The organism is Collinsella aerofaciens (assembly GCF_015670745.1).
GTDB classification, from domain to species: domain Bacteria; phylum Actinomycetota; class Coriobacteriia; order Coriobacteriales; family Coriobacteriaceae; genus Collinsella; species Collinsella aerofaciens_T.
The window spans coordinates 76,907-100,832 of sequence record NZ_JADPCH010000005.1 but is presented as its reverse complement, the minus strand read 5'-3'; the positions used below and the strand labels follow the sequence as shown (position 1 = coordinate 100,832).

15 protein-coding genes are annotated in these 23,926 nt (G+C 58.5%); 11 read left to right on the top strand and 4 right to left on the bottom strand.

The window, feature by feature from the left end; all coding sequences use genetic code 11:
• Positions 1-249 precede the first annotated feature (249 nt).
• Genes coaE through uvrB form a run of 3 tightly spaced genes read left to right on the top strand, consistent with a single transcriptional unit; the run spans position 250 to position 3,757 of the window.
• The gene (coaE, locus tag I4W07_RS03245) at positions 250-891 is read left to right on the top strand and encodes a dephospho-CoA kinase (RefSeq protein WP_196025596.1); all 642 of its coding nucleotides are present in this window, start codon (positions 250-252) and stop codon (positions 889-891) included.
• Complete coding sequence (locus tag I4W07_RS03240; protein WP_196025595.1) at positions 884-1,465, top strand: lytic transglycosylase domain-containing protein; 582 nt, start codon at positions 884-886, stop codon at positions 1,463-1,465. The genes coaE and I4W07_RS03240 overlap by 8 nt, the downstream gene beginning before the upstream one ends.
• Before the next feature lie 51 nt (positions 1,466-1,516).
• Positions 1,517-3,757 (top strand): excinuclease ABC subunit UvrB, encoded by a 2,241-nt coding sequence (gene uvrB, locus I4W07_RS03235; protein WP_196025594.1) that lies wholly within the window; start codon positions 1,517-1,519, stop codon positions 3,755-3,757.
• Positions 3,758-3,822: 65 nt separating this feature from the next.
• On the opposite strand, the gene I4W07_RS03230 is transcribed toward uvrB, so the two are convergent.
• The 4 genes from I4W07_RS03230 to I4W07_RS03215 all read right to left on the bottom strand — a co-directional run bounded on the left by I4W07_RS03230 (position 3,823) and on the right by I4W07_RS03215 (position 9,945).
• Positions 3,823-5,463: an NAD(P)/FAD-dependent oxidoreductase gene (locus I4W07_RS03230; protein WP_161116050.1), complete on the bottom strand. Its 1,641-nt coding sequence runs from the start codon at positions 5,461-5,463 to the stop codon at positions 3,823-3,825.
• Positions 5,464-5,543: 80 nt separating this feature from the next.
• Positions 5,544-6,815, bottom strand: a complete 1,272-nt coding sequence (locus I4W07_RS03225) for an NAD(P)/FAD-dependent oxidoreductase (protein ID WP_196025593.1) — start codon at positions 6,813-6,815, stop codon at positions 5,544-5,546.
• Positions 6,816-7,646, bottom strand: coding sequence for an Mrp/NBP35 family ATP-binding protein (locus I4W07_RS03220; protein ID WP_196025592.1), 831 nt, complete (start codon positions 7,644-7,646; stop codon positions 6,816-6,818).
• Positions 7,647-7,791: 145 nt separating this feature from the next.
• Positions 7,792-9,945 (bottom strand): LTA synthase family protein, encoded by a 2,154-nt coding sequence (locus tag I4W07_RS03215; protein WP_196025591.1) that lies wholly within the window; start codon positions 9,943-9,945, stop codon positions 7,792-7,794.
• A gap of 193 nt (positions 9,946-10,138) precedes the next feature.
• Between I4W07_RS03215 and uvrA the strand changes: the two genes are divergently transcribed.
• The 8 genes from uvrA (at position 10,139) to I4W07_RS03175 (ending at position 23,846) form a co-directional block, all read left to right on the top strand.
• Positions 10,139-13,015, top strand: coding sequence for an excinuclease ABC subunit UvrA (gene uvrA / locus I4W07_RS03210; protein ID WP_196025590.1), 2,877 nt, complete (start codon positions 10,139-10,141; stop codon positions 13,013-13,015).
• A gap of 136 nt (positions 13,016-13,151) precedes the next feature.
• Positions 13,152-13,652: a Cys-tRNA(Pro) deacylase gene (ybaK, locus tag I4W07_RS03205; RefSeq protein WP_118081932.1), complete on the top strand. Its 501-nt coding sequence runs from the start codon at positions 13,152-13,154 to the stop codon at positions 13,650-13,652.
• Between the two features lie 3 nt (positions 13,653-13,655).
• Positions 13,656-15,959, top strand: coding sequence for a murein biosynthesis integral membrane protein MurJ (gene murJ, locus I4W07_RS03200; RefSeq protein ID WP_230317449.1), 2,304 nt, complete (start codon positions 13,656-13,658; stop codon positions 15,957-15,959).
• A 6-nt stretch (positions 15,960-15,965) separates the two neighbouring features.
• Positions 15,966-17,906: an excinuclease ABC subunit UvrC gene (gene uvrC / locus I4W07_RS03195; RefSeq protein ID WP_328291085.1), complete on the top strand. Its 1,941-nt coding sequence runs from the start codon at positions 15,966-15,968 to the stop codon at positions 17,904-17,906.
• 365 nt (positions 17,907-18,271) lie between these two features.
• Entirely contained in the window at positions 18,272-19,885 is a 1,614-nt protein-coding gene (locus tag I4W07_RS03190; protein ID WP_006236162.1) for an ABC transporter substrate-binding protein, read from the top strand.
• Between the two features lie 157 nt (positions 19,886-20,042).
• A complete protein-coding gene (locus I4W07_RS03185; RefSeq protein ID WP_035138896.1) occupies positions 20,043-20,999 on the top strand; it encodes an ABC transporter permease in 957 nt (318 codons plus the stop codon).
• A gap of 3 nt (positions 21,000-21,002) precedes the next feature.
• Positions 21,003-23,018 (top strand): dipeptide/oligopeptide/nickel ABC transporter permease/ATP-binding protein, encoded by a 2,016-nt coding sequence (locus tag I4W07_RS03180; RefSeq protein ID WP_006236160.1) that lies wholly within the window; start codon positions 21,003-21,005, stop codon positions 23,016-23,018.
• Complete coding sequence (locus tag I4W07_RS03175) at positions 23,019-23,846, top strand: ABC transporter ATP-binding protein (RefSeq protein ID WP_006236159.1); 828 nt, start codon at positions 23,019-23,021, stop codon at positions 23,844-23,846.
• Positions 23,847-23,926 lie beyond the last annotated feature (80 nt).

Here is a 23,926-nt window from a genome sequence, read left to right as displayed (position 1 = left end):
CCATCGCGCCGAGAGTACTGCGGGGTCAGCCCGTGGGAGGCCAGGGCGCCGCTGACCGGTGGACGGCACCGAGCCGTCATCCAAGATGGAGAAGGGGGAGGCCTCGCGGCCTCCTCCTTTTTTGCGTTATATACACGTTGTACTTTGGGACCTAGTTCCCCCGTATGCGCTCTTACTGTTTGGCTGTATTTTGAGTCCTTCTAGTGTATTTGAGCGATAATTACTCGCATTGGCGTTAGGGAGGGCTTGATGTTTACCGTATTTGTCTTGGGCAATATTGCTTCGGGTAAGTCGACTGCCTGCCGCTATTTCGAATCTCGTGGCGCTATGCTAATCGATCTGGATGAGCTTGCAAAATCGCTGTATGTGCCGGGCTCTGATATCGTCAATGCTCTCGCGGATGAATTCGGTTGGGACATTTTGGATGAGGATGGCGGCATTCGCCGCAACATCCTCGCTTCTCGAGCTTTTGCTTCTCCTGATTCGGTCGCACGGCTCAATGGCATTGTGCATCCCGTTCTCATTGAACAGCTTTCGCTTAGGATTCTCGATCCGGTTTGTTGTACGGTTTCGTCTCCCCGTTATCCCTTTGCGGTGGTCGAGGTTTCTGCTCCGACTGGTTTTGAGGATGCATTTGGCTTGGCTGATGAAATTTTGGTCATCAGCGCCCCTTTGTCAGTTCGTCGCGAGCGCGCTATTCAACGTGGCATGGAGCCATCTGATTTCGATGCCCGTTCTCCTTGCCAGCCCGAAGAGTCTGCGCTGTGCAATCTCGCTACAACTGTGATTGACAATGCGGCAGACGATAACTCGCTCTTTGAACAACTGGACGCATGGCTTTCGTGCCATGGGTTCGGGGATGTAGTGGATAAGGAGGAGGCCGATGCCTAAGACACGTTTCCTTACGTGGTATCGCCTTATACCGCTGGCTACCGTTTTTGCCTTCGGCCTTATCTCATTCGTTTACTCGTATGCTCCTGCCGCTTTCTTTAAGCCGCTGTATCCGATTGACTACGAGGCGTATGTAAAGCAATCCGGTATTTCGCATAATCTGGATCCGTATCTGGTGTGCGCTGTCATTAAGTCTGAATCGAATTGGGATTCCGAGGCCGAGTCGAATCAGGGTGCTCAGGGATTGATGCAGCTGATGCCCGAGACTGCCCAGGATATGATCGCCAAAGGCCTTGTCGACGGTGGCGAGTATTCGGCCGACAACCTTAACGATCCGGCTACGAATATCGAGTTTGGCTGTGCGTATCTCTCGTATCTTCTAGCGTATTTTAACGGGTCGACTGACAGTGCCATTGCCGCCTATAACGCCGGCATGGGCAATGTCGACGGATGGGCGCAGCAGAGTACGTCGCTTCATAATGCAATCACCTTTCCCGAGACGCAGGCTTATCTGATCCGCGTCAATAATGCCTGGGTTCGATATAAGACTCTCTATCCCGATCGGTTCGTATAGGACTAAGCCCACCGCCTGCGTATACTGCAGATGTATGAGTTAGGAGTATCCATGGCGGAATTTGAAGTAGAACGCGTTGGTGGTGAACTTAAGCGCTTTGGCGTTGAGGGCGCTGATGTGCCGTTTAAGGTCGTGTCACCATACGAGCCCGCTGGTTCCCAGCCTAAGGCCATTGAGTCGCTTGTACGGGGCGTGAGGGACGGAGACCGCTATCAGGTTTTGCTGGGTGTGACTGGTTCGGGTAAGACTTTTACGATGGCCAAAACCATTGAGGCCTTGGGTAAGCCGACCCTTGTCATGGCTCCGAATAAAACGCTCGCCGCTCAGCTTGCGAGCGAGCTCAAAGAGTTCTTTCCCAATAACGCTGTGGTCTACTTCGTCTCGTACTACGACTACTATCAGCCCGAGGCGTATGTGCCACAAAGCGATACATATATCGAGAAAGACTCCTCGATTAACGAAGAGGTCGAGATGCTGCGCCATCAGGCGACCGCGTCACTGCTCTCTCGACGTGATGTGATCGTTGTCGCATCGGTCTCGTGTATCTATGGCATTGGCTCTCCTGAGGACTATGCGGGTCTGGCTCCAAACGTCGACAAGAAGGTGCCGCTCGAGCGCGATGACTTTATCCATGCGCTTATCGACATTCAATATGATCGCAATGACTATGACCTGGCGCGTGGCACGTTCCGCGTGCGCGGCGATGTTGTCGACGTGTATCCGCCTTATGCTGAGCATCCGTTGCGGTTTGAGTTCTTTGGCGACGAGGTCGAGCTGATTGCCGAGATCGATGAGGTCACCGGTGAGATGCTTCGTGAGTACGAGGCCATCCCCGTATGGCCGGCATCACACTATGTGACCGAGAAGCCGAAGGTCAAGGCGGCTCTGAAATCGATCAGCGAAGAGTGCGAGAAGCGCGTGGCGGAGCTCAAGGCGACCGACAAGTTGCTCGAGGCGCAGCGTCTGCAGCAGCGCACCGATTATGATCTTGAGATGCTCGAGACGATGGGCTTTTGCAACGGCATCGAGAACTACTCGCGTCATCTGGACGGTCGCAAGCCGGGTGAGCCGCCGTTTACCCTAATCGATTACTTTCCCAAGGATATGCTCTGCATCATCGATGAGAGCCATGTGACGGTGCCGCAGATTCGCGGCATGCACGAAGGTGACCGCTCGCGTAAGGTGACGCTGGTGGAACACGGTTTTCGCCTGCCCTCGGCGCTCGATAACCGCCCGCTTCGTTTCGATGAGTTTGAGGCAAGGATACCCCAGTTCATCTACGTTTCGGCAACACCGGGCGACTATGAGCTGCGGGTTAGCCAGAACGACGTTGAGCAGATTATTCGTCCGACCGGTCTGCTCGATCCCAAGATCGATGTGCGTCCGGTTCGCGGTCAGATTGACGATCTTGAGGACGAGATTCGCGAGCGCGTTGCCCGCAAGGAGCGCGTGCTGGTGACCACGTTGACCAAGCGCATGGCCGAGGACCTGACCGACCATCTGCTTGATGCGGGCATTAAGGTCAATTACATGCATTCTGATACGGCGACAATGGACCGTGTCGAGATCCTGCGAACGCTGCGCGAGGGCAAGATCGATGTTCTCGTTGGCATCAACCTGCTTCGCGAGGGCTTGGATCTTCCCGAGGTCTCACTGGTGGCAATTCTCGATGCCGATAAGGAAGGCTTCTTGCGCAACCGCCGTTCGCTGATTCAGACGATTGGCCGCGCGGCCCGTAACGCCGATGGCGAAGTCATCATGTATGCGGACGTTGTGACCGATTCGATGAAAGAGGCCATCGAGGAGACGCAGCGCCGTCGCGAGATTCAGATGGCATATAACGAAGAGCATGGCATTGTGCCCAAGACAGTGCGCAAGGCCATCAACGACATCTCAAGTTTTATTGCCGAGGCCGAAAAAACCGTGGGTTCCAAGGGGCGCTCGAAGGGCGATTCTCTTGGTCATGGCGCATTCTATACGCCCGATGAGTCGGGCGAGGGCGGCGTGCCGGAAACGGTGGCGCCCGAGCAGACATTTGCGGAGCAGTTGGAAGAACTGCCGCATGACGAGCTTGTGCGGATCGTCGAAACCATGGAAGAGGATATGCGCAACGCTTCTGCCGCCATGGACTTTGAGGAGGCGGCGCGCCTGCGCGATGCCGTCGTTCAGATTCGGGCGATGCTCGAGGGCGCGTCTGAGGACGAGACGATCGAGCGCTTACGTTCGCAGGCCCGCAAGGGTTCCACCTTCGCATCGGGCAGAAAACGCCAGGGTGCACGGTTTAAGAAATAGCGAACAGGCCCCGAGTTCCCTGTGGAGCTCGGGGCCTGTGTCTTTTGCGCGCTGGAATTCGTGCGTTAGAGGTCCGCGATCAGGGCTTCGGCACAACGGATGCCGTCGGTGGCCGCGCTCATGATGCCGCCAGCATATCCAGCTCCCTCACCACAAGGGTAGAGGCCCGGGGTCGACACGGCATGGCACGTTCGGTCCCGGGTGACAGTGACAGGTGAGCTCGAACGAGTCTCCACGCCGGTAAGAACGGCATCGGGACGGTCGTAGCCTCGTAGCTTTTTTCCGAGTAGGGGAAGTCCCAGGCGGAGCGACTCGACGATATGCTGCGGCAGGGCTTCGTCAATTGCCGTCCAGGTCACACCGAGCGGATAGGTGGGCTTTACCTTTCCGGGCGCCTTGCTGGCGCGTCCTGCGAGGAAATCTCCGACGAGTTGTGCCGGTGCGTTCCAGTTGGAACCGCCCAGGCGATAGGCGGCCGCCTCGCAGGCACGCTGGAGCTCGATGCCGGCGAGCGGGTCATCGTTGGGAAGGTCCTCAGGCGTGACGTTAACGAGCAAGGCGGCATTTGCGTTGCGTCCGTCGCGGGCATTGAGGCTAGCGCCGTTGACGCACAGGTGGCCCTGCTCGGAAGAGGCGGCGACAACCTGTCCGCCGGGGCACATGCAAAACGAGAACACGCTGCGGCCGTTGGGAAGATGGGCGACGAGCTTGTAGGGGGCTGCTCCGAGGGCAGGATGTCCCGCCAAGGCTCCATATTGGGCTCGGTCGATGTCGCGCTGCGGATGCTCGATGCGAACGCCCATGGCAAAGGTCTTTTGTGCGAGGGCCACGTTGTGGTCCTTAAGGAGCTCAAAAATATCGCGAGCAGAATGCCCGCAGGCGAGGATGAGGTGCTTTGTCTCGATTGGCTCGCAAGCGGCGTCTTGGGACGATTGGACATCAATACCGGTAATGGCGCCAGACGCGTCGATGTGAATGTCGACGAGCTTTGTTCGATAACGGACGACACCTCCGAGCTGCTCGATGCGCTGGGATATAGCGGTGACAACCGTGGGAAGGATGTCGGAGCCAATGTGCGGCTTGGCATCCCACAGAATATCGCGGGGCGCGCCCGCCTCGACGAAGGTTTCGAGGATAAGGCGATGGGCGGGATTTTTGGTTCCCGTATTGAGCTTGCCGTCCGAGAAGGTCCCCGCGCCGCCCAGGCCAAACTGGATATTGCTCTCGGGGTCGAGAATGCGCTCCTTTAGAAAGAGATCGATCGCATGCGAGCGGCGAAATGCTGGGTCGCCGCGCTCGATGAGCAAGGGCTTAAGACCCGCTTCGGCAAGGGTGAGTGCAGCGAAAAGGCCAGCGCATCCGGCGCCGACAACGACAGGGCATTCTTGAGGTGCGTCGGAGACGGGGGAGGGGAATGAGGGCCCATCGTCCTCTATCGCGCGTACGCGCGAGCGGTCACGCTCGGCGACGCTGTCGACCGCTTCTCGCTCGAGGTGGGGACTAGTCAGCTCAACACGAAAGCTCAGGATAAAATGGACGTCTCGTTTTTTGCGAGCGTCGATTGACTTGCGGTGGAGCTCGATGGACTTGATCTCGGAGTCCTTGCAACGTAGGACGCGCTTGGCGACTCGCTTGCCAACAATGAGGCAGGCATTTTCATCGCCGGCTTCATCGAGCGACGCGTTGACTTGGGTGATTTCGATCATCGAGGTCTCCTTAGAGGCAAGAAAGAGGCCGTCCGGTATCCCAGACGGCCCGAATGCGTTTTTGATTATAGACTGCGCGGCTACAGGCTGCTTGCGGCGCGAATGCCCGAGAGCCAGGCCCACGCAAGGTTAAAGCCTCCGCAATCGGCGTCGATGTCGAGCGCTTCGCCGCAGATGTAAAGCGGGGCGTCGACAGCGCTGCGCGCGCGTAGACTGGGTATTGAGATGCTCTCGACAGATACGCCACCACGCGTGACCTGCGCCGAGCGCTCCTCGGCTGTTCCCTCGACGAGCAGCTTAAAGTGTTTGAGGATTGAGACCAGATGGATGACATCGTTGGAGCCTGGATGGCACTGCTCGAACGTCGTGCAGACGACGCGGGAGAGTTGCGGGGCGAGCATGCCGTCGAGCCAACGGGGATCGCGGGGCGAAAAGCCGCCGAGCAGCTCAACGCGCCGGTTGAGCATATCGAGCAGCTCGTCTTTGGAGAGGTCGGGGAAAACGTCGAGCAGGATCGTATCGCCGCGCTGGATACGACGGGAGAGGTTGAAGACAGCGACGCCCGAGATGCCGAAGGCTCGAAACAGTACTTCACCGTCTTCGTGCCAGAGCTCACTATGGTTACGGGTGAGCGTCAAGCGGGCGCGGACGCGCAGACCATCCAACGTCTTGAGTGCCGCCCGATCGCCAACGACCGTTGCCGATACGGGGCAGAGGATGGGGCGCAGCGAGGTGAGGGGGAGGCCAAACGTATCGGCGATACCGGTGGGGTTGCCGCCCGTGGCGATAATTACGGCATGTGCCTGCAGGGCTTCGTTCTTGCGAGGGACATCGGCGAGTGCCTTCCGAAGCGAGCGGAGCTCCGATTTTCGGTCGTCGTGCTTTTTTGCCTTTAGCGCCCGCGCTGGACGGTTTATTTGGAGTGCCCAGCCTTCGGGATCTTTGCGCGCCGTGGCAATATTGGCTCCGCAGATTAAGGTGATACCTAGGCGGTCGCAAACGTTGAGAAGCGCGTCGCGCACCGATTCGGCGCGAAGGGAGCGCGGGTACAGCCGGCCTTCCTCGGAGGTTGTCATGATGCCCAGCGAGGAGAAGAAACCCATAAGCTCTTGTTCGGGCTGGGTCCTCATGACAGATTCGACGAATGCGGGGTGGTTATACCGCTGAGGATCAATCGATTCGTTGGAGAGGTTGCAACGGCCGTTACCGGTCGCAAGGAGCTTAAGGCCGCAGGCGACATCGCACTCAACGATGCAGACGCTTTTGCCAGCACGTGCGGCCGTAATGGCGGCGGCGAGGCCTGAAGCCCCGCCGCCGATTACCAGGACGTCATAGAAGGCGCTCGTGTTCACTTAGACCTCGTCGGTCTCGTGCGGGGTAATGGCCTCGACGGCAGAGACTGCCTTGGGCAACATGCCATCGGGCAGCGCGGTCTCGACCTCGCCCTTATCGCAGGCCTCGGCGAGTGACGGATTGATGGGAAGCGTGCCCAAGATGTCGAGGTTATAGCGTTCTGCGACCTCGGGGAGCTTGCTCTTGCCAAAGACCTCGATCTTCTTGCCGCAGTCGGGGCACTCAATATAGCTCATGTTTTCGACGATGCCCAGAATGGGGACGTTCATCTTCTCGGCCATGTTGACCGCCTTGGCGACGATCATCGAGACCAGATCCTGCGGGCTCGTGACGATGACGATGCCGTCGACGGGCAGTGACTGGAAGACGGTGAGAGCGACGTCGCCTGTTCCCGGAGGCATGTCGACCAGCAGGTAGTCGATGGGGCCCCATGAGGTCTCGCTCCAGAACTGCCTAATGGCGCCTGCGATGACCGGACCGCGCCAAAGGACGGGGTCGGTCTCGTTTTGGAGCAGAAGGTTGGAGCTCATGACCTTGACGCCGTGCTCGGAGATTTCAGGCAGCATGAGGTTGCCAAGGGCATGGACGTGGCGTCCGCTCATACCGAACATCTTGGGGATAGAGGGACCGGTGATGTCGGCATCGAGGACGCCGACCTTGTGGCCGTGACGGGCAAGCTCGGTGGCGATGGCACCGGTGACAAACGACTTGCCGACACCGCCCTTGCCGGAAAGCACGGCGATGACGCGTTTGACCTCGGACAGCGTATTCTCCTCAAATTGCGACGGCGACGTTTGTCCGCCGGCGGCCTGTGCGTGCTCGCAACCCATGTATGACTCCTTTGTATATGTTGGGGCCGGGGCCCCGTGATGTGACACGAGCGTCATTGTACCCTCGTTTGCGAGCGGGAGTCATTTACGATGCATTTGGGCCGAGCGTGCTTGCAATACGATGGGTCCAAGCGAATGGGCGGGCTTACTGAACTTTGCTGGCGAACTCGAGGTATTGCATGCGCTGCAGCTTGTCGATCGTCGAGGCGTATGGGCTGTCTTCAGATTCCAAGTCGTAGCGCAGCCCGTCGGCACCAAGGTAGCCGGCGACATTGATGGTGGGCACATCTGACCTTGTTGCAAGCAGGGCCTTTTGATAGTCGGTGAGCGGGGCGCCGATCTTATTAAGGGTAATGGCTGCAACCTCGTTTGCCCCGACGGTGTCGTAGACGTTGAGCTCGGTATTGCCGGCGATTTCATAGTTAGCCCAGACAAAATATGTCGACTGATAGATACGGAAAGCGTGGCTTGCCGTATCTTCCTGAGGGTACAGCTCGTCGTTGAGAGTCGTTGCGGCGCTCGGCTGATGATCGCCAAAAAAGACAAGGACAACCGGTCTGCCGATATTGCGGAGCTCGTTGATAAAGTACTCGAGGTCCCGGTCGGATGCGTTGATGCAGGTGAGATAGGTGTTGAGCGCGCTATTGGCGCCCTCGCTGGCTCCCTCGACCCAATAGTTTGTCAGCTCCTCGGCGGGAACGGTGCCATAGTCGTAGCCGCCGTGATTTTGCATCGTGACGTCAAAGATGAACTGCGGGGCTTCGTCGGTTCTAAGCAGGTCGAGTATCTTGTCGTAGGTGGCGTAGTCGCATACGCCGGCATGGTAACAGGGCGCACCTTCGAAATCGCCGATTGAAAGAAAGTCTCCAAAGCCCAGCTGCTGATAGATTTTATCTCGATGGTAGTTGACGGGGTTTTGCGGGTGCATAGCGGTAGCGGTATACCCAAGCTCCTTAAGGTCCTTTGCCAGGCTGTTGACGCCATTCATCTGATATAGCTGATAGGGGATTTTGCCTAATCCGACAAAGGCCGTTGTCGCTCCGGTCAAAAATTCGAATTCGGAGTTCGCCGTTCCGCCACCGGCGACCGAAGCGAGCATGGTGCCGCGAACAAGTGTGTCGGGAAGCGAGTTGTAGAATGCGGGGCCGGTGTACCCGGCCGCCTGGAGCTGCTCAAAGCACGAAAGGTCGCTAAAACTCTCATTCATGACGGCAACAATCGTCGGCTTGATTTCATTGAACTGGGCAACGGCCGCCGCGCGCTGCTCGCTCGAGCCATACGTGCTGTCGTAGGTGGCGGCGAGCTTCTGCTCGATGCTCTGCGCCTCATCGGGCGTATAGTCTTCGGGCTTTTCAATGGGCAACTCGTTGACCATTTCGGTGAACGAAGTGATAAAACCCTGAGACGCATACGTGGTGATGGGCTGCCAACGGTCAAATCCAAAATCCAGCGACTGCTCCAAGTCGATGTTGGAAAAGCCCAAGAGCCCCACAACGGTCACTAGCAGAAAAGCGCAGAGGTTAGCGGCGATTGCGGGGAAGACATGGGCGGGCGTACGGAGCTTTCGCGGTCGGATAAGCGAAAGAAGCCCCAGGGAAATCTCCAGCAGGGCGAGTGAGGTTACGATTCCTGCAGTGAAGGTGAACTCATATCCCTCACTTACTTCCATTGCGGTGCCCAATGCCAAAATGTCGCTCGGCAGGATGGCCTCGCCTTTAAACGTTATGACGAAGTGCTCGGCAATGCCAAGGGTGCAACAGACGACGGGCACGAGGGCCATGACGCCTCCATGACGCTGTCCCAGCAAATAAAGGGAGAGCAGAACCGTCGCGAGCAGCCCAACGGAAAACCCGAATGAGTTGGCGGGAATGCGATAGAACGTTTCGTTGCAGGCAATTTCGAGTGAAACGAACGAGAGCGCTGAAACAGCGGCGACGACAAGGATGTCGCGGCAAATACAGGCAACCGTTCCCGTCGCAAGATCGGTTTGGTCGATAAGTCCCGAAACCAAGGGCTCGACAAGAAGTATGACGGCGGCAGCACCGAGCGCCGAATAAGAAAGGACCCATAGGGAACAGTCCTCATTTACGAGCAATTGATTCGTAATCCATGCAGCTACCATGCCGAGCGGGATGAGGAGCATCGCGCACCAAAAGACGCGGGCAATGGGCGGTTTTTCGTTGTGTCTGATTGAAAAATACACGCGCACGACGACGGCGGCCACGATAAGGACGGCGATGAATATGGGCAGATTGGCCATGCCACTCGAAGTGATTTCAAGGGGGATATCTTCGGTCATGGACGTTCCTCTGTTACAGCAAATTAAGTTCAGTTTTAGATTACTCTAACCTTTCCACGGCATTTCGAGAAACAAAGCACCCGACACGCAAAGCAAAAGGTCTGCGAATCTTGTATTACGAACATCTGTGCGCGTTGAGTGCGTTAAACTCATCGACAGTGTGATTTGAGGTTATAGGAGGCAAGGAGCTTCCATGTCTGATTCTTCTATCGTTATCCGTGGTGCGCGCGAACACAACCTGCGCAATATCGATGTTTCCATCCCGCGCGACGAGCTCGTGGTCATTACCGGTCTTTCGGGCTCGGGCAAGAGCTCGCTGGCGTTTGACACGATCTATGCCGAGGGTCAGCGTCGCTACGTGGAAAGCCTGTCGAGTTATGCGCGCCAGTTTTTAGGCCAGATGGACAAGCCCGATCTAGACTCGATCGACGGCCTTTCGCCGGCCGTCTCGATCGATCAGAAGACGACGTCCAAGAATCCGCGCTCGACGGTGGGTACTGTAACTGAGATTTATGACTACCTTCGCTTGCTTTTTGCACGCGTGGGCACGCCACACTGCCCCGAGTGCGGTCGCGTTATCGAACGCCAGACCACCGACCAGGTCGCCGATAAGGTCCTGGCAGCGGGAGAGGGTCGTCGTGCGTTTGTGCTGGCACCGGTGGTGCGCGGGCGCAAAGGCGAGTACGCAAAATTGTTCGAGGATCTTCGGGCTGAGGGCTTTAGCCGCGTGCGTGTCGACGGCGAAGTACGCTCGCTCGACGACCCCATCGATCTGGACAAAAAGTTCAAGCACGATATCGAGGTCGTAGTCGACCGCATCGTGATTCGGGAAAACTCTCTGGGCCGTATCGCCGAGTCGGTTGAACAGGCGACTGCCTTGGCACACGGCAATGTGAACGTGTACATGCTGCCCGATCGCGATGCTCCCGAGGGAACCGAGGGCGAGCTGCTGGAGTATTCGTTGGCTCTGGCGTGCCCGGAGCACGGGCACTCCATCGACGACCTACAACCCCGCGACTTTTCGTTCAACGCGCCCTATGGTGCGTGTCCCGAGTGCGATGGTCTGGGCTTTAAGAAAACGGCCGATGCCGAGGCGCTGATTGAGGACCCGTCGAAGTCGATTGCCGATGGGGTCTTTGGAAGCCTGTTCGGCAATTCGAACTACTACCCCCAGATCTTCGCCGCGGTCTGTAAGCACTTTAAGGTGAGCGCGGATACACCGTGGGAAGACCTACCTCCGCGAGTGCGCCGTGCATTTTTGGATGGCATGGGCGACAAGAAGATTTCGGTGGACTATCAAAAGCTCGACGGTCGTCGCAGCCAGTGGGACACCAAGTTTTCGGGCGTGCGCAATATCCTGTACGAGCGCTATACCGAGACGACCAACGAGAACACTAAGGCGCGCCTGGAGAAGTACATTCGCGAGGAGCCGTGTTCGAGCTGCCATGGTGCTCGCCTGCGCCCCGAGATGCTCGCCGTCACCGTGGGCGGCAAGTCCATTTATGAGGTTTGTTGCCTGTCGTGCCGCGAGTCGCTCGAGTTTTTTGAGGACCTTGAGCTCACCGAGCGTCAACAATTCATCGGCGGTCGTATCGTCAAGGAAATCCTGGAACGCTTGCGTTTTCTGGTTGATGTCGGCCTTGATTATCTGACGCTCGATCGTGCTTCGGCGACGCTTTCCGGCGGTGAGGCGCAGCGCATTCGCCTGGCTACGCAGATCGGTGCGGGCCTCATGGGCGTTCTCTATATTCTGGACGAGCCTTCGATTGGTCTTCACCAGCGCGACAACGAGCGGCTGATTAAGACACTCGAGCGCCTGCGCGATATCGGCAACACCGTTATCGTCGTTGAACACGATGAGGACACGATTCGCGCTGCCGACTATGTGATCGATATGGGGCCAGGCGCGGGCGTCAACGGCGGGCACGTGGTCGCCGCGGGAACGCCTGCCGATATCATGGCGTGCCCCGATTCCATGACGGGTGCTTATTTGACCGGCAAGCGGATGATCCGCGTGCCAGACGAGCGCCGCAAGCCCGGCCGCGGCTGCCTTAAGATCACGGGCGCCCGCGCCAACAACCTCAAAAACGTTACCGCCAAGATTGAGTTCGGTACGCTCACAGTCGTTACCGGTGTTTCGGGATCGGGCAAGAGCTCCCTGGTCACCGATACGATTGCGCCCGCGCTTACGAATGCCATCCACCGTTCGACGCGTCCCGTGGGTCCGTACAAGAAGATTGAGGGCATCGAGTGCATCGATAAGGTGATCGACATTGACCAGTCGCCGATCGGTCGCACGCCGCGTTCGAACCCTGCGACCTATATTGGCCTGTGGGATGATCTGCGCGCGCTGTTTGCGAGCACGCCGGAGTCGAAGGCGCGTGGCTACTCGCCGGGACGCTTCTCCTTTAATGTGAGCGGCGGACGCTGCGAGGCGTGCAAGGGCGACGGCCAGATCAAGATTGAGATGCACTTTCTTCCCGATATTTATGTTCCCTGCGAGGCTTGTGGCGGCAAGCGCTATAACCGCGAGACGCTCGAGGTTACCTATCGTGGCAAGACTATCTCGGACGTACTTGACATGAGCGTGGCCGAGGCACTGGCTTTCTTTGGGAATATTCCGCAGATCAAGCGAAAGCTTCAAACCCTGTATGACGTCGGCCTAGGTTATGTGAGCTTGGGCCAGCCCGCCACGACGCTCTCGGGTGGTGAGGCGCAGCGCGTAAAGCTCGCCAAGGAGCTTCATCGCCGTCAGACGGGTAAGACGTTCTATATTTTGGACGAGCCTACGACCGGTCTTCATTTCGAGGACGTTCGCCAGTTACTTGATGTGTTGCAGCGTCTAGTCGATGCGGGCAATACGGTGTTGGTGATCGAGCACAACCTCGATGTCATCAAGGTCGCCGACCGTCTGATCGATATGGGTCCCGAGGGTGGCAACGGTGGCGGAACTGTCGTGGTCTCGGGTACGCCAGAGCAGGTTGCGGCATGCCCGCAGAGCTATACCGGCAAGTTCTTGGCGCCGTTGCTCAAACGCGATAAGGAGCGTCAAGCGCAACTCGATGCCTAATACATAGGTGTTTTTGAAACATGAGCGCCGCCGATTCCTTGCGATTCGGTGGCGCTCTCTTTGTCGAGATAGCGTATGCCGCGCAAATGGACATATACTTAAAAATTGCGTTCTTATATGAGGGAAAGGATATGCCATGCCGAAGGCCGTGAAGACGCCAAAGACCAACGCCATGCGTGAGCTGGAAAGCGCCGGCATCCCCTATGTTCTCCATACGTACGAAGACGATGACGACGAATCGTCGGGGCTGGGCGTCGCGATTTCCGAGCAGCTTGGCGAGGAGCCCGGTCAGGGATTTAAGACCCTGGTCTGCACGACGCCGTCCAACGACCATGTCGTGTGCTGCATTCCCGTTGCCGACGAGCTCGACCTCAAGGCCGCCGCGCGCGCCGCAGGCGAAAAGTCGCTGACCATGATGCATGTCAAAGATTTGCTTGCCGCGACGGGGTATGTCCGCGGCGGTTGCAGTCCGGTCGGTATGAAAAAACGCTTCCGGACTCTGATCGATGAGACATGCGTCCTTTGGGATACCATTTTTATCTCGGGTGGCAAGCGCGGCTATCAGCTTGAGCTTGCTCCCGATGACTTAGTTGCATTTTGCGGGGCGACGGTTGCCCCGATCACGAGAGAGGACTGAGCGATGCCGCAGGAAGAATCAAAGCGCGGAGCTCACTTTGCAAAAGGGTCGGCTCCTCAGACGCCCGCGCCCGAGGCCGCTTCGTTCGATAACGAGATTCGAAACGCCTGGTCCGCTGCCGCTGACCCGGGCGAGACGGCCGTATACTTGCGTGCCGCCGGTGCCGGCACGGCACTTCCCCGTACGGTTCTTTCTTCGGCTCGTCCCGATGAGACGGCTGTCTTTTTGGCCGCCGCTCAATCGAGCGCCAGCGTGATGCCGATCGCCTCCGAGGCTCCTCGTGAGCCGCGTCCCGATGAGACGGCGGTGTTTTTGATGGCAGCCCAGGGAAAGAGCACACCGCAGAGCGCTCCTGCCGCTCATTCCGCCAAGCCCACGGCTCATGATGATGGCGAACCGCTTCTTTCGGATGACGAATGGTCGCCGCTTGGTTCGACCGATCCCGTCGAGGGCGTGGCCATCGACGGTGATGACGACTGGGACCCTCTGTCGTTTTCTGCCCGAACCGTCGCCGCCAATGAAGTTGACACGGTGTTTGGCGACCATGCCATATTCGATGATGATGCCGTATCCGGTAACAACATGCCGAACAGCGATGACGCCGCACCTGCTGATGACGCCGTTTTGGTTGACGATCCCTTTGCGATGACCGGCTCCTTTGCCGTCGTGGACGATTTGCCGCCACAAGATGAGGTTTATGAGGACTCTCAGGACGACGTAGACGATATGGGTTCGTCGGACTACTCCACGGTTGGTCGTTCTGCTGGCCTTATGACCGTGCTGACCATCGTGTCGCGTGTTACCGGGTTTATCCGCACGTGGGCCATGGCGGCCACCATCGGTATGTCGCTGCTCTCGTCCTCCTATCAGGTTGCCAACAACCTGCCCAACATGCTCTACGAGCTCGTGATGGGCGGCATGCTCGTTACGGCGTTTTTGCCGGTGTATATGGGTGTGAGGCGCGAGCAGGGTCGCGAGGCATCGAACGAGTATGTCGGCAACCTGCTTGGTATTCTGCTTCTGCTGCTGGGCGGTATCTCGCTGCTGGGCACCGTGTTTGCTCCCGGCTTTATTTGGACGCAGTCGTTCCTTTCGGGCGATGGCGGCAGCATGGATACCGCTGCGTTCATGTTCCGCTTCTTTGCTATTCAAATTCTGTTTTATGGCTTGGGCTCGGTGTTCTCGGGCGTTCTCAACGCACACCGCGACTATTTCTGGTCGACGTTTGCCCCGGTTCTCAACAATGTCATCGTCATCGCCAGCTTTATGGGCTTTGCTCCCGTGTCTGCACAATTTGGCGAGCAGGCCGGTATTATCTTGATCGCAGTTGGTACGACCCTCGGCGTCTTTGTCCAGATGGCCTGCCAGATTCCCGCGCTTGGCAAGCATGGCGTGCATCCTCATATCCTTATCGACTTTAAGGATCCCGCGCTGCGACAGACGATCGCGCTTGGTATCCCGACGCTGCTCGCCACGGTGTGCATGTTTGTCTCGACCTCCATTACCAATGCCGCCGCGCTGGTGGTGCAGCCCGAGACCGGCCCTTCCGTCATCGCATATGCGCGCCTGTGGTACACATTGCCCTATGCGCTGATCGCCGCCTCGCTTTCGACGGCACTCTATACCGAACTCTCTCACGATGCGCAGGAGAAGGATTACGACAGCGTCCGCACGGGCATTTCGCGCGGTGTCGCCCAGATGCTCTTCTTCCTGATTCCGTTTGCGATGTATCTGATCGTCTTCGCCCGTCCGCTCAACATGATCTACTGCGCCGGCAAGTTCGATGAATCCGGTGTGGCGCTGGTGTCGGAGTTCCTTATCTATCTGGCACTTTCCCTGCCGCTCTACGGCGTGGTCGTGCTGATGCAGAAGAGCTTCTCGGCCCTGCTCGATATGAAACCTTATAGCCGCTATTGCCTGTACTCCGCTATCGGCCAGGCCGGTTCGGTGCTGCTGTTTGGCGTGGTGCTGGGCTACGGTATGCCGGCAATTGCGCTTTCGTACGTCGTTGACTACGTGGTCTTGGTCGGATGCTCACTGTGGTGGCTGCGCCGTCGTCTGCATGGCCTTCAGGTCAAGTCTATCCTGCATGGCGGTTTCTTCGGCCTACTGTTCGGTGGCTTGGGCGCTGCCGCGGGCGCCGGCGTCATGTGGGCACTTGAGCACTTTGTCGGAGCGCTTGGCAGCTCGATCCTCATTACCCTGGGCTACGTTTGTGTTGCAGGCGTCGTCTCGCTCGCTGTAACTTTTGGTCTTGCCTTCGTCTTTAAGATGCCCGAGGTCTCGGCGCTGCTTCGTCGCAAGTAGGTGCGCGTGGCAGGTCACGACAACATTCCAACACTTGCCGAGCAGGTTTCGCGCGTTCCCACGCAACCCGGCTGCTACCTTTGGAAAGATGCCAAGGGTGATGTCATCTATGTGGGCAAGGCAAAAAACCTGCGTGCCCGTATGCGTCAATACGTGACGCTGCAGGACGAGCGTCAAAAGATCCCGCTCATGATGCAGCTGGTGGCGAGCTTCGACTATATCGTGGTGGAGACCGAGCACGAGGCATTGGTGCTCGAGCGCAATCTGATTGGCCAGTACCATCCGTACTTTAACGTCGATCTCAAAGACGATAAAAGCTATCCCTTTATCGCCATTACCAAGAGCGACTTGTTTCCGGCTATTAAATACACGCGAGAGCGTCATAAACCGGGAACGCGCTATTTTGGCCCCTATACCGATAGCCGTGCGGCGCGTGAGACCATCGATACGCTACGCAAGGTTATTCCTATTTGCTCGGCATCCTGTGCGGAATGGCGCCGCTGCCGCCGCATCGTCGAATCTCATAAGGGCGAAGAAGACATCGTCAATATGATTTGCGCGCAAAACGGGCGTCCCTGCTTTGACTACCATGTCGGGCGCGGGCCGGGCGCATGCATCGGCGCGATTTCCCCTGCCGACTATGCCAAGAACGTCAAACGTGTCGAACGTTTCTTGTCGGGCCATCGCAAGGATGTCGTTGACGAGCTTACGTCCGAGATGACGGAGGCAGCCGAGACGCTCGATTTTGAGCGTGCGGCGCGCGTCAAGCGTCGCCTGGAAGTCATTAGGGGCCTGGACGATCGCCAACAGGTCGTTTTTCCATCGAGCGTCGATATCGACGTCATCGGCTTCTATCGCGAAGAGACTATCTCTGCCGCCTGTGTCTTTGTCGTTCGCGAGGGCCGAACGGTTCGAACTTGTGAGTTCATCCTCGATAAAGGCCTGGATGTCGACGAGGAAGAGCTTCAATCGGGCTTTCTTAAGCGCTATTACGACGAGACGGCTGATATTCCAGCCGAGATCAATCTCTCTGTCGAGCTTGAGGACGCCGAAGCGTTGGGGGAGTGGCTTGCGGGCAAGCGCGAACGCTCTTGCCATCTCCATAGGCCGCAGCGCGGCGAAAAGCACCGCCTGCTCGATATGGCTTCCAAAAATGCGCGCCATGCCCTCATGCGCTACATGATGCGCACGGGGTATGCTGACGATCGCACTAATCAGGCGCTCCTGGAGCTCGAAAGCGCGCTGGCGCTGCCTGCGCCGCCGTTGCGCATCGAGTGCTTCGATATCTCGACGTTGCACGGCACCTTTACCGTCGCTTCGATGGTGGTATTTACCAACGGCCGTGCCGACAAGGGCCAGTATCGTCGCTTTAAAATTCAGGCCGAATTGGACGAGGCGAACGACTTCGTATCGATGTCCGAGGTTCTGGGGCGTCGCTATGCTCCCGAGCGCATGGCGGACGAGCGCTTTGGCTCGCGCCCCGATTTGCTCGTTGTCGATGGCGGCAAACCGCAATTGACCGCTGCAATTAAGCAACTTGAGGCGCTTGGCCTCGATATACCAGTTTGTGGCTTGGCAAAGGCCGATGAGGAAGTTTTCGTGCCGTGGGACGAGACCCCCGTCGTGCTGCCGACCGGCTCCGCTTCGCTTTATCTGATCAAGCAGGTTCGCGATGAATCCCACCGATTTGCGATTACGTTCCATCGCGAGTTGCGCGATAAGGCTATGACGGTTTCGGTGCTTGACGACGTTCCGGGCGTGGGACCCACCAGAAAACGTGCCATTATGCGCCATTTTGGCTCGATGAAGCGTTTGCGCGCGGCAAGCGAGCAGGAGATTGCGGAAGTTCGAGGCGTTCCGGCCGATGTCGCCAAAGCGGTCCACGAGGCACTTGTTGCATGGAATGCCGAGCGCGCCCAAGCATCGGCCAGCCGTTCCGAAAACTAAACGCGCTTCTAAACAACTGATATACATGATTGGCTGATTTTCAATCATTTATTTCGCGGCGATTACCTGCTGATTTCGGGTTTTATTAACGCTAAAACGTTTGACTAGCCATGGTGAATAACCCTGCTATCCTGCGGGTTGACGAAGACTGATATCTCACCTCGTCGATACATACTGTCTGTCGAATCGTTTGTCAATGAATTCGGTGAACGGTAGTAAATACCGTTCAAGCGTATGTATGTATCGGTCGCCGAGCGCGGCACCCAAGTTGGGTTTGTCGGTAGGTAAGGTATATATCGTCCGCAAGTTGCGCGGGGGCAAGTCTAGGTGCTCCCGGGTAAGATTCTCTATTGATAGGAGAAGACATGGCCATCATCAACAAGGGTATGTCCAGGCGTTCGTTCCTCGGCCTCACCGGCAGCGTCGCTGCTGTCGCAGGGCTTGGTCTCACCGGCTGCGGTGGCAGCTCTAGCGACGAGGGTTCCGCTTCCGGTTCCACCGATTCCGCCAACCGTGGCGGCGGCGTGATCACCGCTGGTTCCGCTTACGCTCCGTCCAGCTTCGACCCCGCCAGCACCGGCTCCGCTGTGGGCCTGGGTGCTAACTGGCACGTCGTCGAGGGCCTCTACGGCATCGATTACCACGACTACAGCACCTTCAACGAGCTCGCCACCGACGACCCCAAGTCTGTGGACGACACCACTTTCGAGGTTACCATCCGCAAGGGCGCCAAGTTCTCCGATGGCACCGAGGTCACCGCTGACGATGTCGTTGCCTCCTACACCGCTTGCGCCGCTTCCGCTACCTATGCTCCGTTCTTCCAGCCCTTCGAGTCCATCGAGGCTAAGGACGCCAGCACCGTGACGGTCAAGACCAAGGTCCCCAACTTCTCTCTGCTCAAGGATCGTCTTGCCATCATCCGCGTTACCCCGGCCACCCAGACCGAGGAGGATCGCGCCAAGCAGCCGATCGGCTCCGGCCCCTGGATGTACGACTCTATCTCCGATACCGAGATCACCCTGGTTCCCAACCCCGAGTACAACGGTGAGTATGCTGCCGAGGATAAGAAGATCCAGTACAGCATCCTGACCGACCCCACCGCTCGCGTTACCGCTCAGCAGGAGGGCTCCACGCTCGTTATGGAGCTCGTTACCGCTGACGCCGTCGACCAGCTCGAGAGCGCCGGCTGCAAGATCGATAACGTTCAGGGTTTCGGCACCCGCTTCATCATGTTCAACGTCGCCAAGGAGCCTTGGAACAACGTCAAGGTCCGTCAGGCTGTCATGTATGCGCTCGACACCGAGAAGATGGTCAGCAACACCTTCGCCGGCCTTGCCACCGCTGCCAGCTGCTACCTGCCCAAGAGCTTCACCAATTATCATGAGGCTTCCACGGTGTACAAGACCGACGCCAAGAAGGCTAAGAAGCTCATCGAGGAGTCCGGCATCACCCCGGGTGCCATCACCCTGCGCACCACCGACAACGAGCAGATCAAGGGCATGGCCGCCCAGGTCAAGAACGACCTCGACGCTCTCGGCTTTGAGGTGACCATCCAGACCGATACCTCGCCGGCCACCTACGCTGCCATCGACGGCGGCGAGGCCTACGATATCCTCCTTGCCCCTGGCGATCCTTCCTGCTTCGGCGCTGACCCCGACCTGCTGCTCAACTGGTGGTATGGCGACAACGTCTGGATGCAGACCCGTTGCCCGTGGAAGGAGTCCGCTGAGTGGCAGAAGCTTCACGGTCTCATGGACGAGGCTCTTGCCGCCGAGGGCGACGAGCAGCAGAAGAAGTGGAACGAGTGCTTCGACATCATCGCCGACAACGCCGTTCTGTACCCCGTTGTCCACGTCAAGACCGTCTCCGCTTCCTGGGACGATCCGTCCACCGCGCCCAACGGCGAGGCTCTCGACGGCTTCAAGGGCATCGGCACGACGAGCATGTCCTTCAGGGGCGTTGCGACCGTCAAGGCGTAAGACTCGCTTGAGTCTGTATGCAGGATGTCGGCCGTTGGGACCGTATCCTCATAGTTGAAACAAAGACCCGGGCGGCAACGATGTCGCTCGGGTCTTGTAATGAGTATCCGTACTCATATACCAGTTGGTCCTACCGACAAAAGAAAGGGGAGAGAACGTGAACAACTTGCTACGTTTGATTGGAAGGCGTCTTGTGGCGCTGCCGATCATGGCATTGGGCGTCACCGTCCTGGTGTTCTTCCTTATGTCGTTCTCCAAGACCGACCCCGCCTACACGGCGTTGGGTGACGGTGCCTCGCCCGAGGCGGTTGCCGAGTACCATGAGAAGTATGGTCTGGACGACCCCTGGCCTGTGCGCTACGTGCGCTATATGGGCGATTTGATTCATGGCGACATGGGTACCTACGGCGCTGCCCGCAACTCCGTTGCCAAGCGCATCTCCACGGCCCTGCCCGTCACGATGCAGCTGACCTTCATCGGTCTTGCCATCGGTGCGGTCGTTTCGTTTTTGCTCGGCGTCATCGCGGCACTGTATCGCGACAAATGGCCGGACCAAGTGATCCGCGTCTTTTCCATCGCCGGCTTGGCAACCCCGTCGTTCTGGCTTGCCGTTCTGTTGATCCTGCTGTTCTCTTCCTACCTTAAGGTGCTCCCGGCATCGGGTGCTCTGCCTCACTTCACCACGAATCCGGTTGGCTATCTGGGACGTATGATCATGCCCGCTATCGCCTTGGCATTTCCGCTGACGGGCCAGATGACTCGTATCGTGCGTACCGCCATGGTCGAGGAGCTCGACAAGGACTATGTCCGTATGGCTCGTGGCGCCGGCGTTCCCGAGAAGGTCGTCGTCGGCATCAACGTCCTTCGCAATGCGCTGATCACCCCGGTCACCACCCTCGGTCTTAAGATCGGCTACCTCATGGGCGGCGCCGTCGTCATCGAGGTTATCTTCAACCTCCCCGGCATGGGCACTGCGATTCTGCAGGGCGTTCAGGGCAACGAGGCGAACCTGGTTCAGGGCGTCGTTATCGTCGTTGCTCTTGCCTTCATCATCATCAACATCGTGGTTGACATGCTCTACCTGCTCATCAACCCGCGCATCAGGACGGTGTAGATTATGGTAAAGATTCGAGAGAAGCAAACCGAGCAGCTCGAGAAGGCTGCCTCCAAGGGGCTCAAGCTCGGTGGCTGGAAGAAGATGACGCTGTCTTCTAAGATTGCCGCCGTCGTGCTGGTGCTGGTCGCCCTGACTGCGATTTTGGCGCCCCTTCTTGCCCCCTATAGCCCGGTCGAGATCTTTACGGCTCGCCAGGCTCCCGGCAACGGATTTATCTTCGGTACCGACGATAAGGGTCGCGACATTCTGTCGCGCATGCTCTACGGCGGACGTTACTCGCTGATTATCGGCTTTGGTGCTACCGCCATGGCTTTGGTCTGTGGTTCCGTTGTCGGCGCTCTTGCAGCGGTTTCGCGCAAGTCTATCTCTGAGGCGATCATGCGTATCCTGGACATCATCATGTCCATCCCGGGTATCGCCCTCGCAGCCGTTTTCGTTTCCATCCTGGGCAATTCCGTGCCGTCGATCATCTTTGCGATCGGCTTTATGTACACCCCGCAGATCGCCCGTATCGTGCGCGCCAACATCGTGTCCGAGTACGGTGAGGACTATGTCCGCGCGGTCATCGTGTCCGGCGCCAAGGCTCCGTGGATTCTGATCAAGCATGTTCTGCGTAACTGCATCGCTCCGATTATGGTCTTCACCGTTACCCTGGTCGCCGACGCCATTATCTTCGAGGCCTCGCTGACCTTCATCGGCGCCGGCATCCAGGAGCCCACCGCTACCTGGGGCAACATTCTCGCCGACGCACGCGGTGGCGTGCTCGCTGGCCGTTGGTGGCAGGCACTGTTCCCGGGCCTGGCCATCATGATCACCTGCCTGGCGCTCAACATCCTCTCCGAGGGCATTACCGACGCCATGGCCGCTGCTCCCTCCGCCGCCCTGGATCCGACCGATTCCTCCAAGCGCCGCGAGGCCGACCTGCTGGTTTCCGACCCCGTTCGTGCCTACAAGGAGCAGGCTCAGTCCCTGTCCGCCCGTCTTGGCGCACTGCGCGATGTCGAGCTCAAGCGTAACGACCGCCATGTGCCCGATGAGTCCGTTGAGCCGATCCTTTCGGTCCGCGATTTCTGCATCCAGTTTGAGCACCACGGTGATATCAACGTCGTCGACCACGTTAACTTTGACGTCCGTCCCGGCCAGACCATGGGCCTGGTAGGCGAGTCCGGCTGCGGTAAGTCCATCACCACGCTGGCCATCATGGGCCTGACCGACGATGACGAGCATCTTTCCGGCGAGGTTCTCTGGGAGGGCCGCGACCTGCTCAAGATGAGCAAGAAGGAGTGGTTCGGCCTGCGCGGTACCGATATCGCCATGGTCTATCAGGACGCCCTGTCCTCGCTCAACCCCTCCATGCTCATCTCTGCCCAGATGAAGCAGCTCACCAAGCGCGGCGGCACCCGTAGCGCCGAGGAACTCCTGGAGCTCGTGGGCCTCGACCCCAAGCGTACGCTCGAGAGCTATCCGCACGAGCTTTCCGGTGGTCAGCGTCAGCGCGTTCTGATCGCTATGGCCCTTACCCGCGACCCCAAGCTGGTTATCTGCGACGAGCCCACGACCGCTCTGGACGTTACGGTCCAGAAGCAGGTCATCAAGCTGCTCAACGACCTTCAGGCCAAGCTCGGCTTTGCCATGATCTTCGTTTCGCACGACCTGGCGCTGGTCGCCGAGGTCGCCCACAACATCACGGTTATGTACGCCGGCCAGGTTATTGAGCAGGCGCCCACCAAGGAGCTGCTCACCAACCCGATTCACGAGTACACCCGCGGCCTTCTGGGTTCCGTCCTGTCCATCGAGAGCGGTTCGGGCCGCCTGCACCAGGTGCCCGGCGCCGTTCCGAGCCCGCGCGATTTCCCCAAGGGCGATCGCTTCGCGCCCCGCTCGAGCCATCCGCGCATTGGCCTGGACACCCGTCCGGTCTTCAAGCGCGTGCCCGGCACCGAGCACTTCTATTCCGAGCTCCCCGACGAGGTGCTCAAGGCAAATGGTTTGACCCCTCACGCGGAGGTGATGTAGATGAGCGAGACCGCAGTCAACGGCGTCGAGCCGATCATCTTCCTTGATGACGTCCACGTCACCTTTAGGACCCGTACCGGCTCGATTCTGCACCCCAACCTGGTTCACGCCGTCCAGGGTGTAACGATTAAGCTCATGCCCGGACAGACCATCGGCATCGTCGGCGAGTCCGGTTGCGGAAAGTCCACCACGGCTAACGTCATGTGCGGCCTGCAGGCCCCCACGAGCGGCAAGGTCTACTTTAAGGGCAAGGACGTCACCAAGCGTACCGCCGAGGACCGTCGCCACATGGGTCGCGTCATCTCGGTCGTGTTCCAGAACCCGGCCACGGCGCTCAACCCCCGCATGGTCGTTCGCGAGCAACTGCTCGACCCCATGCGCGTCCACAACCTGGGTACCGAGGCCGAGCAGGAGAAGCGCGTCAAGGAGCTCTTGGAGCTCACCGGTCTGCCCTCCTCCGCCGCCGAGGTTCTTCCCGGCCAGCTTTCTGGCGGTCAGCGCCAGCGCGTGGCTATTGCGCGTGCCCTGTCGCTGAACCCCGATGCCATCATCGCCGACGAGCCCACCTCGGCGCTGGACGTTTCGGTCCGCGCGCAGATTCTAAACCTGCTGACCGACCTTAAGAAGGAGCTCGGCCTGGCCATGGTATTTATCAGCCATGACATCCAGACGGTCCGCTACATCTCCGACGACATTATCGTCATGAATGGCGGCAAGATCGTTGAGCAGGGCGAGGCCAAGCAGGTCTTCCAGCATCCTCAAGACCCCTACACCAAGATGCTGCTTGGCGCTGCGCCGTCGCTGCTGCATCCCAAGCTCGGCGAGTAACTTCGCTTTCCCTCCCGTGCGCCCGGTTCCTTTGCCGGGCGCACCTCCGTTGCGATTTCGAAAGGTTGGGTTCACGAGCC

Coding starts and splice junctions, on each gene's coding strand:
- ybaK (WP_118081932.1), top strand. CDS start 13,152: ATGCCGAAGGCCGTGAAGACGCCAAAGACCAACGCCATGCGTGAGCTG.
- I4W07_RS03175 (WP_006236159.1), top strand. CDS start 23,019: ATGAGCGAGACCGCAGTCAACGGCGTCGAGCCGATCATCTTCCTTGAT.
- I4W07_RS03220 (WP_196025592.1), bottom strand. CDS start 7,646: ATGGGTTGCGAGCACGCACAGGCCGCCGGCGGACAAACGTCGCCGTCG.
- I4W07_RS03215 (WP_196025591.1), bottom strand. CDS start 9,945: ATGACCGAAGATATCCCCCTTGAAATCACTTCGAGTGGCATGGCCAAT.
- uvrA (WP_196025590.1), top strand. CDS start 10,139: ATGTCTGATTCTTCTATCGTTATCCGTGGTGCGCGCGAACACAACCTG.
- coaE (WP_196025596.1), top strand. CDS start 250: ATGTTTACCGTATTTGTCTTGGGCAATATTGCTTCGGGTAAGTCGACT.
- I4W07_RS03230 (WP_161116050.1), bottom strand. CDS start 5,463: ATGATCGAAATCACCCAAGTCAACGCGTCGCTCGATGAAGCCGGCGAT.
- I4W07_RS03180 (WP_006236160.1), top strand. CDS start 21,003: ATGGTAAAGATTCGAGAGAAGCAAACCGAGCAGCTCGAGAAGGCTGCC.
- I4W07_RS03190 (WP_006236162.1), top strand. CDS start 18,272: ATGGCCATCATCAACAAGGGTATGTCCAGGCGTTCGTTCCTCGGCCTC.
- I4W07_RS03240 (WP_196025595.1), top strand. CDS start 884: ATGCCTAAGACACGTTTCCTTACGTGGTATCGCCTTATACCGCTGGCT.
- murJ (WP_230317449.1), top strand. CDS start 13,656: ATGCCGCAGGAAGAATCAAAGCGCGGAGCTCACTTTGCAAAAGGGTCG.
- uvrB (WP_196025594.1), top strand. CDS start 1,517: ATGGCGGAATTTGAAGTAGAACGCGTTGGTGGTGAACTTAAGCGCTTT.